Raw genomic sequence first — 14,599 nt, 5'->3', positions numbered from 1 at the left:
TCAGCGGAATGATTTCCTGCAGAAACAGTCAACGATGCTGGTGCGTGAAAACCAAACCATCTGTATTGAAGATCTGAATGTTAAGGGGATGATCCGGAATCATAAACTGTCAAAATCGATAGCGAGTGTTTCCTGGGCAAAATTTTTTGAAATGCTGGAATATAAAGCTGGCTGGTATGGAAATGAAATTCACAGAGTACCAACGATGTATCCGAGCAGTCAGACCTGCAGCTGTTGTGGCTACAGAAATCCACGGATAAAAAATCTGGGCATTCGTATCTGGGAGTGTCCCAAATGCCATGCGGTTCATGACCGGGATACGAATGCAAGTATCAATATTCTGAAAAAAGGACTGCAGATGCAGTCTGCATAAAGATAAAAACTGTACCGTAGGGCATACGGGAACAGTATAAATATAGCTTGTGGACACTGTGTAAGACATTGCAGTACCGTAAGGTGTTTGCCAATGCAGTAGTGGGAGAAGCAAGAATCCCCCTGCTTTAGCTGTGGGGAGTGTCAAACAGGTCTGCGCTATGAGGGTGGACGAATGGTGGATATGTACCGTACTCTGGACAGTATCCCGGTTCTTGCAAAAGCAGGCGGTATTCTGGTGATGACCGATGAGATCCGTGGAACAGAGGTGGAAAAGAATCCGGAAAGCCTGAATATCCGGGTATTCCCGGGTGCTGACGGAAGCTTCAGATTGTATGAGGATGACAACGAAACCTGTGCTTACGAAAATGGTGCCTGTGTATTTACGGAAATGGATTATAAGGAAAAGGATCAGGGAGTGTTTACCATTCATCCCGCACAGGGAAAAACAGAGCTGATCCCGGCAAAGAGAGCTTATACCGTGGAGTTCTGTGATTTTGCGAAAACAGGAACAGATACTGTGAAGGTTCTGGTTAACGGAGCAGAGACTGAGGCTGCTGTAAAATATGAAGAGAAGCTTCAGAAGATCTGTGTGGAAGTGGAAGCAGACACAGCGGCAGAGGTGCAGATCATTCTCGCAGGAGAGGTAGCGGATAATCGTATAGAGAAACGTATCTTTGATTTCCTGAACCAGGCAGAGATCGGTTTTGTACTGAAGGACAGATTATATCAGCTGATCACAGCAGGAAAGAAGCTGCCGGTTCTTTTATCTGAGCTTCAGTCCATGGAGCTGGACAAGGATCTTTATGGAGCACTGATGGAGATACTGACTGCGTAAAATATGAATAAAATCGCGTTTCCAAACCATACTATCATTATTATCAAAAGAAAGGATGATCATAATGATATTAAAGGAAAAAGAACGCACAGTGATCCAGGATCTTCAGACACAAGAAAAAAGCTGCATTGAAAAATACGGAAAATACGCACAGCAGGCCAGGGATCCGGAGCTTAAAAGCTTATTTCAGACTCTTCAGAAAAAAGAGCAGGAGCATTACGATTCCCTGAGTCAGGTGCTTTCCGGTACAGTTCCCCAGGTAAACTGCAATGACAGTGACGGCCGTGATTACCAGCCAAAGGCTGCTTACACATCGGTGATGTCCTCAGAGGATAAGGAACACGATGCTTTTCTTGCAACAGACTGTATCGGAACAGAAAAGCTGATTTCCGGAGAATACAACTCGGATGTTTTTGCTTTTGAAGACAGTGGTGTGCGGAAGCTTCTGGCAGATATCCAGGTGGAAGAGCAGAATCATGCGGAGATGCTTTACAAATATAAGACTGTGAACGGAATGTTCTGATATATAAAAAAAGGGAGGATTTCAGTAATGGAATTCTTCCTTTTTTTGTTATATAATCAGGAGAACAGCAGGGAGAAATACTTTCCTGCAAAGAGAGGAGAAATAAATATGAAGGGAACCAGCTGCGAATACTGTGCAAACTATACATATGATGAAGAGTGTGACGAATATTATTGTGATGTCAATCTGGATGAGGACGAATATTATCGTTTTGTGAGCAGTGATTACAAGGAATGTCCCTATTATCGTTCCGGAGATGAATATAAGGTGGTACGTCATCAGATGTGATATAGAGTAACGGAAAAAACAGAGCAGAAGATAATGCGATAAGACAAATGCGGGTTTTCCACGAAAAGGAATGCGAGTTTTGTGGAAAATCTGCATTTTGATGTTTTGATATGTGCAAAAGGCTTCAAATTTGTAAAAATTGGCGTGTTTACATTTGAAAAAAATATCTTTATAATAAAAATATTGGTCTGACAGGTGGAACCTTTATACCATCCAGACGATGATAATGCTACAGGATTTTGTTTGAGACAAAATTTCGGGTAAGCGTCTGACAGACTTATAATAGATTTTTTGATTTGACGGAGGATGTGACAGATTGGATATTATAAAGAAATTCGGGGATATGGTGGGAGAGAGATCCATCAGGGATCCGGAAAAAGCACGAAAACTTCTTCTCACTGGATACCGGCTTCAGGAAAAACGTCTGCAGCTTTTTCCTGACAGGAAGCTTCCGGCTTCGGGACAGTATGTAGCCCGTGTAGTCATGCAGAATATTATCAAAGCCCTTGCAAAACCGGACGATACCGCGCTTGTGAGCATTTTTGTACCGGGAGAGCTTCTGACAGCAGCAGGGATCACTCCGTATTCCGTGGAGGCAATGTCCTGCTTCATCGCCGGAACCAGATGTGAGCAGGCATTTCTGGCACAGACGGAATCAGAGGGCTTTCCGGAAACCATGTGCTCCTATCACAGAGTTTTTTTGGGAGCGTCCATGACAGGATTGGTACCGAAGCCCAAATGTACCATCTACACAAACCTTGCCTGCGATGGAAACATGATGACGTTTCCTTATCTGAAACAGAAATATCAGATCCCGGGCTTTTATATTGACGTACCCTATGAAAAAAATCAGGATTCCATCAGCTATGTTGCAGATCAGCTCCGCGAGCTGAAGAAATTCCTGGAGGATGTAGGCGGGAAAAAAATCTCCGAGCAGTCGGTACAGCGTGCAGTTGCCAACAGCAATGAAGCGGCCTCCTATTACAGCAGCCAGCTTGCCCTCAGAAAGGATCACGATCCGGTGACTTCCCTGACAAATGAGCTGTATGCGATCTTTATGTGTCATCTTCTGGCGGGCTCAGAGGAATCCCTGAAATATACAAAAATGCTTCTTGAGGATGTGAAGAAGGCACCAAAGGGGGAAGGTCTTCATATTTTGTGGATGCATATGATGCCGTTTTTGCAGGAGCCGGTAAAGGATGTATTTAATTACAGCCAGAACGTGCATATCCGTGCCTGTGATTTTGTTGCAGACGGTTTTCAGCGGATGCAGGCCTCGGATCCTTATGAGGCCCTTGCGGAAAAAATGGTCAACTGCATTTACAACGGAAGTGTGAAACAGAGGATCCGGCGTGCCCAGGAGCTGGCCAGTCTTACAGAGGCAGACGGCGGGATCCTTTTTGCGCATTGGGGCTGCAAGGGAACTATCGGAGCTTCCAGCCTGATCAAAAATTCTCTGGAAAACGCAGGACTTCCAACCATGGTCCTGGACGGTGACGGCTGTAACCCGGCCAATTCCAGTGACGGCCAGGTATCCACACGACTTCAGGCATATCTGGAAATGCTGTCAGAAGGTAAGGAGGAAAAACGGTCATGATACATTACGTCTGTAAATATACACCGCTGGAGCTGTTTAAGGGCTTTGGCGAGGAATGTGCGGTTCTTGAGGAAATGCCGGAGAATTTTGAGCTTTCGGACCAGATCGCCCATGCTAATCTCTGTGGCTTCGGAAAATCTGTGATCCAGGCAGTGCTGGAGGGAAAGGTAGAGCAGCTTATTCTTGTTAACTGCTGTGATTCCATGCGTCGTGTGTACGACATTGTGGAAAGTACCGGTAAATGTAAATTTCTGTACATGCTGGACATGCCTCATGAGGATAACGACTGTGAAAAGGTGAAGCTTGCCCAGGGCATCCACCGTCTGAAGAAAGCTTATGAGAAATTTTCGGGGAAAACCTTCGACAGAAGTGGATTTCTGAATGCTTTTTCCCATGAGCCTGTGGATAACCAGCCGTATATCGGTGTTCTGGGTGTCCGTGTCAGCGGCATCCTGGAAAAAATGATCCGGGATAATATCCGCATGGATGTGGAAAACCTGACCTGTACAGGTGGAAGACGTCTTGCAGTGATCCGTGAGGAGCTGGAAAAAATGGAAGACGATGCTATGTTCCTGGCTTATGCGGATGCACTTCTTTCACAGATGCCCTGCTTCCGTATGAACAACAGCACCCGAAGAAACCGGCTGTATCTGGATCCGAACCTGAAGGGGATCATTTATCATACTATTAAATTCTGCGACTATTACGGATTTGAGTATGCAAGCATCAAGCGTGATATCAAGGTTCCGCTTCTGAAGATCGAGACAGATTTTACAAGCCAGAGTGCAGGACAGCTCCTTACCAGAGTGCAGGCTTTTGCGGAGACCCTGGAAGGCTCTGAGGATATGGACCCATCAAAAGGAATCAGCGAGGAGATAAGGAAAAAAATGGAATCAGGAGTTTATTATGTGGCAGGGATCGACAGCGGTTCCACAAGTACGGATGTTGTGATCCTGGATAAAGACGGAAAAATTAAATCGACCATGATCATTCCCACAGGCGGCGGCGCTATGATGAGTGCAGAGAAGAGCCTGGAGATGGCCGTGGAAAAAGCAGGGATCAGGAAAGAAGATATCGTGCGTATCGTTACTACCGGATATGGACGTGCCTATATTGACAGTGGTGATGACAGTATCACAGAGATTACCTGTCACGCAAAGGGAGCCCATTATCTGAATCCGAATGTGCGTACAGTTATCGACATCGGCGGTCAGGATATCAAGGCGATCAGCATTGACGAGAACGGTGCGGTAAAAAATTTCCTGATGAACGATAAATGTGCAGCAGGAACCGGACGATTCCTGGAAATGATGGCCCGTACTCTTGGACTTTCCCTGGAGGAGATGAGTACCCGTGGTCTGGAGTGGAAAGAGAACGTAGTGATCTCAAGCATGTGTACTGTATTTGCAGAGTCCGAGGTAGTTTCCCTGGTTGCCCAGAATAAGGACGTGGCAGATATCATCCATGGTCTGAATGTATCTGTTGCTTCCAAGGTAGGAGCTCTTGCAGCCCGCCTTGGCAAAAAGAATCCGGGGGAATACATGATGACCGGTGGTGTTGCCAGAAATAAAGGTATCATCCAGGCACTGGAGGAGAAGCTGGGTGCGAAGCTTTATATCTGTGATGAGGCACAGCTTTGTGGTGCGCTTGGTGCGGCACTGTTTGCTTATGAGAAGTGTAATGCGGCACGGTGATCAGATCAGACAAGTTGCCTGCGCAGTGAATGCAGAGTGTGAATATCCTTTTGGTCAGGGGCGGCGTGCCCATTCACTGGGCGAACAGCCACAGTTCTTTCGGAAGTACCGGCTGAAGTGGGAGAGATTTGAAAATCCGCACAGCAGAGCCACCTGTTGAACAGGCAGAGCTTCGTTGGTGAGCAGATTTTTGGCTTTTTCCAGACGGAGCAGATTCAGGTCAGCATGAGGGGTACTGTCAAAAAAATTCCGGTAACAGGAATAAAACTGACTTTTTTCGAGATTAGCCATGGCGCAGAGCTTTTCTGTTGTCCATGGCTTTTCGTAATTTGTAAGCATTTCCAGACGGATTTTTTGGAACAGGCTGCAGAGCTCCGAGTCTGCAGACTTGCCTGTATCTGTACTGCGGAGTTCCCGTGAGGCTGTGATCATCAGCTGGCAGAGCAGGGCATACTCGTAGTCCCGGGAAAAAACTTCTCTGTTCAGATATTCATGCTGCAGCTTCTGGATACAGTGATCGATCTCCTGGCAGTCACTGGGGTAAAAAATTTCGTTGCAGGGAAGTCCGAACCGTTTTGCCAGATTTTCTCCGCAGGAAAAATGGACATAACTGTTCCGAAATTTTCGCACAGCCTGATAATGCTGGGGATTTCCCGGAATATAAAAGATGCAGGCATTATCCCGGGTGACAGTAAGCTGATCGCCCAGATAAACCTTCATTGGTGTTTTAAATAAAAGAAAAAGAAAATCTCCGCTTCCCTCCGGCCGGAAAATCCTGTCGTAATCGGAGTTGGAACGGTTGTATTCGCAGAAATTTAAGGTGAAATCCATGAAAATGCTGCGCTCCTTTCATTACGTAGATCAGACAATCCGACTGTGGCATTGTAAAGAACTTTCTGTCTGGAAGTATAAAGTAAAGTGACAGAGGGACGTCCGTCTGGTAAGACTGTCTTTACGATAAATCTTACCGGAAAAAAAGTCAACTGTTTCGGAAGATAATCACTGGTATGGATAGAACAGGATGGTAAAATGAAACATAGAAACGGTTGATTTCCGATCTGTCTGAGAGTGTGTGAGCGAACAGAGGCGTAAGAGCCGGTATATGGCGGAATCGGAAACAGAGTCCAATGCAGTGGCAGGCAGAAAATAATAATTTGCAGGAGGATTTTTACAATGAAAAAAGCGCAGATCATCGTGGACAAATATTTCCTCACCGGAAAAACAGACAAAAGGATCTATGGTTCCTTTATAGAACATCTCGGACGTGCGGTTTATGAGGGGATTTATCAGGAAGGCAGCCCCCTTTCTGATGAGCAGGGATTCAGGAAGGATACTCTGGAACTGGTAAGGGAGCTTCAGGTACCGATCGTTCGTTATCCGGGCGGAAATTTTGTATCCGGATTCCGCTGGGAGGACAGCGTCGGACCGAAAGCTCAGCGTCCGTCCAGACCGGAGCTGGCCTGGGGTGTCATCGAGACAAACCAGTTTGGACTCAATGAGTTTGTGGACTGGTCCAGAAAAGCCGGCAGCGATGTGATGATGGCAGTAAACCTGGGAACAAGAGGACCGGAGGATGCGAAAAATCTTCTGGAATACTGTAACTTTAAGGGTGGTACCTATTACAGTGATCTCCGTAAGGCTCACGGCTATGAACACCCGCATGATATCAAATTATGGTGTCTCGGAAACGAGATGGACGGTCCGTGGCAGATGGGACATAAAACTGCGGCAGAGTACGGAAGAGTTGCAGCAGAGACTGCCCGCCTGATGAAATTTATGGATCCGGAGGTTGAGACTGTTGCATGCGGAAGCTCCAATCTGGAAATGCCTACCTTTGGCTCCTGGGAGTATACGGTTCTTGACGAGGCTTACGATCAGGTGGATTATCTTTCCCTGCATCAGTACTATGGAAATGCATCGGGAGACACTGCCGATTTTCTGGCAAGCTCCAAGGGCATGGATGATTTTATCTCAGGAGTGGTTTCCATCTGCGATGCTGTAAAAGCAAAGAAGCATGGAAAAAAACAGATTAATCTTTCCTTCGACGAATGGAACGTATGGTACCACAGCAATGAACAGGATAAAAAGCTGGAAAAATGGGTACAGGTGCCCCATCAGCTGGAGGATGTTTATAACTTTGAGGATGCACTTCTTGTGGGAAGTATGCTGATCACACTTCTCCGTCATGCAGATCGTGTAAAGATCGCCTGCATGGCACAGCTGGTAAATGTTATTGCGCCGATCATGACATCCGATACAGGCGCATGGCGTCAGACGATCTTTTATCCGTATATGCTGACAAGTGTGTTTGGAAGAGGAACCGTCCTTAATACACAGGTTCTCACACCGGTATACGAGAGCAAAACTTATGGCGAAGCGCCATATCTGGATTCTGTGTGTGTCTGGGATGAGGAAAAGGATACGCTGACGATCTTTGCAGTGAATAAGAGTCTGGATGAGGATATGGAAGTTTCCTGTGACTTAAGACAGTTTGAGGGATATAAGATCGTAGAGCATATTGTACTTAATAATGACGATCTTCAGGCAGCCAATACAGAGGCTCAGCCGGAGAATGTAGTTCCTGTAAAAGCCAGTGCAGAATGCTCAAAGCTGGACGGCGGAAAACTGGAAGCAGTTTTTGCAAAACACAGCTGGAATATGATCCGTCTTGCGAAATAAGGGCCGGTGAAGTATAGTAAAAGTAGTTACAGAAAATGTAAATCATGCTACATTATGGGAGGTCTTTTTTATGTACACACCTGCAAAGGAACGCTACGAAACTATGGAGTACAACCGCTGCGGTGAAAGCGGCCTGATGCTTCCGAAGGTGTCTCTTGGATTATGGCATAATTTCGGAGATACTTCTGATTATGAAAACATGAAGCAGCTGTGCTTTACAGCTTTTGACAATGGTATCACACAGTTTGACCTTGCCAATAATTACGGACCTGCCTATGGAAGTGCGGAACGGAATTTCGGCAAGATCCTGAAAGAAGAACTGATGCCATACCGTGATGAGCTGATCATCACAACAAAGGCAGGCTATGATATGTGGGAGGGCCCTTATGGAAACTGGGGCAGCCGCAAGTATCTTCTGGCAAGCCTTGACCAGAGCCTGAAGCGCATGGGTCTGGAATATGTGGATATTTTTTACCATCACAGAATGGACCCGGAGACTCCGCTTGAGGAGACTATGGGGGCGCTGGCAACAGCGGTTCAGCAGGGCAAGGCCCTTTATGTGGGACTTTCCAATTATGATGGAAAAACCTTAAGCCAGGCGGCAGCGATCCTGAAGGATCTGAAATGTCCCTTTGTGATCAACCAGAACCGGTATTCCATTTTTGACAGAACAGTGGAAGAAAACGGTCTCAAGAGAACCACCGGCATTTTGAAAAAAGGTCTGATCACCTTTAGCCCTCTTGCTCAGGGACAGCTGACAGACCGTTACCTGAACGGGATCCCGGAGGACAGCCGTATCCGCAAAGATGGAAGATTCCTTAAGGAAAGTGTGCTGACGCCGGAGCGTCTGGATCAGATCCGGAGACTGAACGATCTGGCAGCCCAGCGTGGAGAGAAGCTGGCTGATATGGCACTTGGCTGGCTGCTTCAGCATAAGGAAGTTACCAGTGTTCTGATCGGAGCTTCCAAGCCGCAGCAGATCCTTGATAATGTGAAAGCGATCCACTGTGCACCGTTTACAGCTGAGGAGCTGCGTCTGATCGACGAGATTTCAAAATAAGATTTATATACTTCCTGTTTTACTATGAAAAGTAGTGAAGCAGGGAGTTTTTTATGCCAAAATAATTGTTTAACTGAATTAGGAAAGTTTCCGGGTTACTGTTTACTGGTAATATTCCGCGAGGTGTTTTTTGTGAGCGAAGGTCACAGAAAACCCGAGACATACCGCGCGAATTTATGCGATTAGCATAAATTCTGTGCATCGCGAAGCGTGTTGCTGAGAACGGAGTGAACAGTAACGTCTCCGGCGGGAGTGCAAAGAGCAATAAGCAGTGGAGGTTTGACAACGGGATAGGTGTGTGCTATATTGAAAAACAGAAAAGAAAAGAGCCAGCGGGAGCTTGTGTGACAGGCTGAGAGGAAGATAGATCTTCGACCGTACCTGATTTGGGTAATGCCAACGGAGGGATTGTGATCTGAGAGCGTGTCTCCGTGGAGTTTGCCATGGGATGCGCTCTTTTCGGATGCAGGAATGGAACTGGAATGGTCTGACAATGGGGGGATGTGAAAGTGACAGAGACTGCATGTGGAGCTTCTGCGAAAGAGCGGGCAGGAAGGGGAGCGCCTTAATGTCTGGCAGGAGAGTGATATTCCGGAGGATTTTTCCGGAAGGATCATGTAAGCGATGGGAATCCGTGTTTTCGGAGTGAGAGGAAGTAAGGGAACTTCGACCGCCAAAATCTAAGGGCAGACTGCAGCAGACGGGAAGCTTTTGCCCGGATCTGACAGGGTTCTGCCTGATATTTCAGGGAGGAAAAACACTATGGAAAAACAAAGGATGCACACGCTTCGTATGGTAATGCTGGCAATGATGGTTGCGATCGGTGTCGTTATTTCACCGATCCTGAGGATTGAGGGAATGTGCCCCACGGCGCATCTTGTCAATATCGTATGCTCGGTTCTGATGGGACCGTGGTATTCCCTTCTCTGTGCGACCATGATCGGCGTGATCCGTATGATGTTCATGGGAATCCCGCCACTTGCACTGACCGGTGCAGTATTTGGCGCATTCCTTTCAGGTGTGTTCTACAGACTTTCCAAAGGCAAGATCATCTGCGCGGTGATCGGTGAGATCTTTGGAACGGGTATCATCGGATCCATGGTTTCTTATCCGGTGATGGCATTCCTGATGGGAAGAGGCGGACTGACAGCATTTTATTATACGCCGATGTTCCTTGCAGCAACCACAATGGGAGGATGTGTTGCCTATATTTTCCTGAAGGCTCTGAGTAAAGCAGGTCTTCTGGTGAAATTCCAGGCAGCTTTGGGTTCAAAAACATATGAGACAAAGAATTTTACAACTGCGAAAGCGAATTAAAGAAGAAAAGCCGCTGATCCATTGCATCACCAATCCGATCTCGATCCATGACTGTGCCAACGTGGTCCTTGCAGTAGGTGCAAGGCCGATCATGGCGGAGCATCCGGCAGAGGTGACAGGTATTACGGCATCGGCTGGTGCGTTGATGCTGAATCTCGGGAATATTACCAATGCCAGGATCGAGTCAATGAAGCGTTCTATGAGAACAGCGATGGAAAATAAGATTCCGGTTCTTCTGGACCTGGTAGGGGTTGCCTGCAGTGATCTCAGGCTGGATCTGGCACGGGAGCTTTTAAGGATCGGTCATCCGGCAGTGCTGAAGGGAAATATGTCAGAGCTTCTGGCTGTTTCCGGGCTGCCGTCTCATGCGATCGGAATCGATGCGGGTGTCGAGGATGCTCTGACTGAGGAAAATATCGATGGAGTCAGTGAAGTGCTTAAGGCTTTTTCCAGAAATAATCAGGCAATCGTGCTGGCTACCGGGAAACAGGATTTTGTTACGGATGGTGAACGGGTTGTTCTGGTACAAAATGGCAGTGCGGCGCTGTCCGGGATCACAGGAACCGGCTGTATGGTCGGTGCACTGACTGCGGCGTTTTTGCCGGGGTGCGAAGATAATATTGCGAAAGAGATGACGGATAGTATAGAGGCAGGTGTCTGGTCTGGCGTTGAGATGGAATTAAATGGGAGATCCGGGAATTATCTGGCTGCGGCAGTGCTTGGTACTGCACTTATGGGTATCGCCGGCGAGGAAGCGGAGAAGATTTCCCGCGGTCCGGGAAGCTTTCAGGTAAATCTGCTGGATGAGATCTATGGGCTTTCGGATCGACAGCTGCTGGATCTGTTGAAGATTGAAATGTACTGAAAAAGAGGGGATTAGGATGGATAGAAAAGATTTGGATGTAACGTTGTATCTGGTGACGGATAGTTCTTATCATACGGAGGAGTCTTTGCTCCGTACGGTTGAGGAGGCTTGTAAGGGTGGTGTGACTCTGGTCCAGCTTCGCGAGAAGAATAAGGGTGGACGGGAGTATCTGGATAAGGCTTTTAAGGTGAAGGAGATCACAGATCGTTACAATGTGCCGCTGATCATTGATGATCGTGTGGATGTGGCGCTGGCCTGTGATGCGGCTGGTGTGCATGTTGGAGCTTCTGATATTCCGGTTGCTGTGGCAAGGAAGCTGATGGGACCGGATAAGATCGTGGGGGCTACTGCCAAGACGGTGGAGGCTGCTGTGAAGGCTTATGAGGATGGTGCGGATTATCTTGGTGTGGGGGCGATTTATCCTACCACTACTAAGGTTGTGACGATCCTTACCAAGGTTTCTACGTTGAAGGATATTTGTGAGGCGGTTCCGATTCCGGCGGTTGCGATCGGGGGATTGAATGCCGGGAATATGGATGTGCTTGAGGGCGCCGGTATGAGTGGTATGGCGGTTGTTTCTGCGATCATGAAGGCGGAGGATCCGAAGAAGAATGCGCGGGAGCTGAAGGAGAAGATTGTTGCTTTGATGGGAAAGTGATTTAGGAAATGAATGGAGAGCAGTGGTGGATTTGAGGTTCATTGCTGTTCTTTTTTTGTTGAAATACGGACGCCCGTGAGGCGTGTGCTGCCTGTCGCCGGGGCTTCGTCGGGGGCTGGCTTCTAGGCTGCCGGAATTCTGCTAAAATCGTTTTCCAAAAGTCCGAACTCGCGTCTTGCAGCCGCTCAGACAGCGGACTTTTGAAAAACAACGCAGATTTCCGCCAGCCAAGAATCAGCTCCCCTCCTGCAGAGTCCGGCGACAGGCAGCACACGCCTCACGGGCTGGTTTTTCAAGGCGGCAGGGGAGGGTGGTTACTCCACCGGCAGATCTCTGTGTTCTACGCTGGTGGAGAATACGATCTGTGTTTTGGTGCGGCCGAACTGCTGGAGTTCGTTGATGAAGTGGTCCAGTTCCATGGTGGAGCGGAAGGCTACTTCGATGAGCATGGAGTAATCGCCGGTGACGCAGTTGCATTCGATGACGTTTGGGATGGACTGGATGAAGGGATAGAAGTCTTTTTTCTGGTTGGGTTCTACTTCCAGGTTGATGAATGCTTTTATATGATAACCGAGAAATACCGGGTTGATCTGGGCGTGGTAGCCTGTGATCAGCCCGTTTTTTTCGAGGTGTTCGATCCTGGCGGAAACAGCGGGGGATGAGAGGAAGACTTCCTTTGCGATTTCCTTTACCGGGGTGCGGGCGTTTTTCTGAAGCATTTCGATGATCTTTCGGTCGATGTTGTCGAGTTTGTGTTCCATGTAGAATGTCTCCTTTCGATGAAAAAACGTCATTTGTAACTGGTACAGAGCTGCGTAGGGAAGTGGATTGAAAATAGGTATTTCTGTATTGATTATACTGCGTGTGTTATCACAACACAAGAAACGACTTAATAAAAATAAGAAAAATAAAAGAAATTCTTAAAAAGATTAATATAAACTATTGAAAAACACGGATAATCGTGGTTTTCAATTAAAAGTATTTACAAGCCACAAAGAAAGTGTTAGTTTCTTAGGCATCAGAAAAACAGCTGCTGATAAAAATGAAAATAACAGAATGATTTGTAAACAGTGAATATCCGTCGGACTGAAAAAGATGAGATCAGAGGGCGGAGCAAATCAGATGTGCACAGGATCAGAAGAAAGAAGAGGGATGATAAAATGACAACAGAAACAAGACTGGAAGCAGATTCGATCGGAACTATGAAAGTGCCTGCAGAGGCTTATTACGGAGTTCAGGCTTTAAGGGCAAAACAGAATTTTCCTATTACAGGTACAAAGCTTCATCCGGCATTTATTAGGAACCTGGCACAGATTAAAAAAGCAGCAGCTATCACTAATAATAATGCAGGGCTTCTTCCGGAGGATAAGGCAGACGCCATTGTCAGAGCCTGCGATGAAGTGATCTCAGGAAAATTGGCTGAGGAATTTATCGTAGATGCCATTCAGGGTGGTGCCGGAACCAGCGCAAATATGAATATGAATGAGGTGATCGCAAACAGAGCCGGTGAGATCCTCGGATGTCCGAAGGGTAGCTATAAAATGGTCCATCCAAATGATCACGTAAACATGGCGCAGTCCACCAATGATGTGATCCCGACGGCCGGTAAGCTTACCGTTCTGGATCTTCTTGCACCTCTGGAAAAAGCATTGGTAAGACTTGAGAAGGAGCTTGCAAAAAAGGCAGAGGAGTTCGATGATGTGATCACCATGGGACGTACACAGCTTCAGGATGCAGTTCCGATCCGTCTTGGTCAGGTGTTCCACGGTTATGCGTCTATGGTTTCCAGAGACAGGAAACGTATCAAAAAGGCTCACAGGGAAATGTACACCGTAAACCTTGGAGGAACTGCAGTGGGAACTGCTATCAACGTTTCCGACTCTTATTTTTATAAGATCGTGCCAAATCTGGAAAAGATTACAGGTTATCCGCTGAAACAGGCCGAGGACCTTTTTGACGCAACAGAAAATCTGGACGGCTTTGTTGCCGTATCCGGTGTAGTAAAAACCTGTGCGGTGGATCTTTCCAAGATGTGCAACGATCTTCGACTGATGTCCTCCGGCCCGAAAACCGGATTTGGGGAGATCAACCTTCCGGCGAAGCAGAATGGGTCGTCCATCATGCCAGGTAAGGTAAATCCGGTCATTCCGGAGGTAGTAAGCCAGGTTGCTTTCCACATCGTAGGACATGATACCACCATTACCATGGCAGCAGAAGCCGGACAGCTGGAGTTGAATGCTTTTGAGCCGGTTGTATTTTGTAATCTTTTTGAATCCATTACGACTCTGGAAAAAGCAGTGGATACATTGATCGTAAACTGCATCACAGGAATCACCGCAAACCGCAAACACTGCAAAGACCTGATGGAAAGCAGTGCAGGAATCGCAACGGCTCTCTGCCCGCATATTGGCTACAAGGCGTCTGCAACCATCGCAAAAACTGCAGTAAAAACTGGCAAGTCTGTCCGGGAACTTGTTCTGGAACAAGGGATCATGACTGAGAAAGAGCTGGAAGAGGTTCTTGATCCGTATCTGATGACAGAAGTCGGAGAAGAGCGGAAAGAGGATGAAGCAAGAAGGAAAGCCTGCTGAGAAAGTTATCTGTACCAACGTATGACGGGAACGTCTGATGCAGCAATTCATTTCAGAGCAGCTGAACCTGATGCGGGATTTTATGGAAATGCTATAGGCAGATCAGGAATGAGATAT

Annotated in this window: 14 protein-coding genes and 1 riboswitch; of the genes, 12 read left to right on the top strand and 2 right to left on the bottom strand. The window is 47.1% G+C overall.

The window, feature by feature from the left end:
• The 6 genes from NE638_RS05235 to NE638_RS05210 all read left to right on the top strand — a co-directional run.
• Positions 1-373: RNA-guided endonuclease TnpB family protein (locus NE638_RS05235; protein WP_173737736.1), on the top strand; the 373-nt coding region annotated here is incomplete at its 5' end.
• 174 nt (positions 374-547) lie between these two features.
• On the top strand, positions 548-1,210 hold the full coding sequence (locus NE638_RS05230) for a DUF5110 domain-containing protein (RefSeq protein WP_118609266.1): 663 nt from the start codon (positions 548-550) through the stop codon (positions 1,208-1,210).
• Between the two features lie 64 nt (positions 1,211-1,274).
• The gene (locus NE638_RS05225) at positions 1,275-1,733 is read left to right on the top strand and encodes a ferritin-like domain-containing protein (protein ID WP_044961927.1); all 459 of its coding nucleotides are present in this window, start codon (positions 1,275-1,277) and stop codon (positions 1,731-1,733) included.
• A gap of 108 nt (positions 1,734-1,841) precedes the next feature.
• Positions 1,842-2,021, top strand: coding sequence for a DUF6472 family protein (locus tag NE638_RS05220; RefSeq protein ID WP_015526328.1), 180 nt, complete (start codon positions 1,842-1,844; stop codon positions 2,019-2,021).
• Between the two features lie 316 nt (positions 2,022-2,337).
• A complete protein-coding gene (locus NE638_RS05215) occupies positions 2,338-3,618 on the top strand; it encodes a 2-hydroxyacyl-CoA dehydratase subunit D (RefSeq protein ID WP_118609117.1) in 1,281 nt (426 codons plus the stop codon).
• On the top strand, positions 3,615-5,312 hold the full coding sequence (locus NE638_RS05210) for an acyl-CoA dehydratase activase (protein ID WP_118609116.1): 1,698 nt from the start codon (positions 3,615-3,617) through the stop codon (positions 5,310-5,312). The genes NE638_RS05215 and NE638_RS05210 overlap by 4 nt, the downstream gene beginning before the upstream one ends.
• A 54-nt stretch (positions 5,313-5,366) precedes the next feature.
• Here NE638_RS05210 and NE638_RS05205 read toward each other — a convergent pair whose 3' ends face one another.
• Complete coding sequence (locus tag NE638_RS05205) at positions 5,367-6,143, bottom strand: helix-turn-helix domain-containing protein (protein ID WP_110103609.1); 777 nt, start codon at positions 6,141-6,143, stop codon at positions 5,367-5,369.
• 342 nt (positions 6,144-6,485) lie between these two features.
• On the opposite strand from NE638_RS05205, the gene arfA reads away from it, so the two are divergent.
• The 5 genes from arfA to thiE all read left to right on the top strand — a co-directional run bounded on the left by arfA (position 6,486) and on the right by thiE (position 11,891).
• Positions 6,486-7,991 carry an arabinosylfuranosidase ArfA gene (gene arfA / locus NE638_RS05200; RefSeq protein ID WP_118609115.1) on the top strand — a complete coding sequence of 502 codons (1,506 nt, stop codon included), beginning with the start codon at positions 6,486-6,488 and terminating at the stop codon, positions 7,989-7,991.
• A gap of 70 nt (positions 7,992-8,061) precedes the next feature.
• Complete coding sequence (locus NE638_RS05195; RefSeq protein ID WP_059086650.1) at positions 8,062-9,051, top strand: aldo/keto reductase; 990 nt, start codon at positions 8,062-8,064, stop codon at positions 9,049-9,051.
• A gap of 322 nt (positions 9,052-9,373) precedes the next feature.
• A riboswitch (TPP riboswitch) is annotated at positions 9,374-9,476 on the top strand.
• 337 nt (positions 9,477-9,813) lie between these two features.
• A complete protein-coding gene (gene thiW / locus NE638_RS05190) occupies positions 9,814-10,368 on the top strand; it encodes an energy coupling factor transporter S component ThiW (RefSeq protein WP_015526323.1) in 555 nt (184 codons plus the stop codon).
• The gene (locus tag NE638_RS05185) at positions 10,331-11,233 is read left to right on the top strand and encodes a hydroxyethylthiazole kinase (protein ID WP_173745861.1); all 903 of its coding nucleotides are present in this window, start codon (positions 10,331-10,333) and stop codon (positions 11,231-11,233) included. The genes thiW and NE638_RS05185 overlap by 38 nt, the downstream gene beginning before the upstream one ends.
• Positions 11,234-11,249: 16 nt before the next feature.
• Complete coding sequence (thiE, locus tag NE638_RS05180; RefSeq protein WP_015526321.1) at positions 11,250-11,891, top strand: thiamine phosphate synthase; 642 nt, start codon at positions 11,250-11,252, stop codon at positions 11,889-11,891.
• 314 nt (positions 11,892-12,205) lie between these two features.
• Here thiE and NE638_RS05175 read toward each other — a convergent pair whose 3' ends face one another.
• Positions 12,206-12,652, bottom strand: coding sequence for an Lrp/AsnC family transcriptional regulator (locus NE638_RS05175; protein WP_021652217.1), 447 nt, complete (start codon positions 12,650-12,652; stop codon positions 12,206-12,208).
• 399 nt (positions 12,653-13,051) lie between these two features.
• On the opposite strand from NE638_RS05175, the gene NE638_RS05170 reads away from it, so the two are divergent.
• Entirely contained in the window at positions 13,052-14,482 is a 1,431-nt protein-coding gene (locus NE638_RS05170; RefSeq protein ID WP_173745860.1) for an aspartate ammonia-lyase, read from the top strand.
• Positions 14,483-14,599 lie beyond the last annotated feature (117 nt).

The sequence above is a fragment of the Blautia sp. MSK.18.38 genome, from assembly GCF_024460535.1.
GTDB lineage: Bacteria > Bacillota > Clostridia > Lachnospirales > Lachnospiraceae > Blautia_A > Blautia_A fusiformis.
This window is presented reverse-complemented; position numbering and strand designations above follow the sequence as displayed.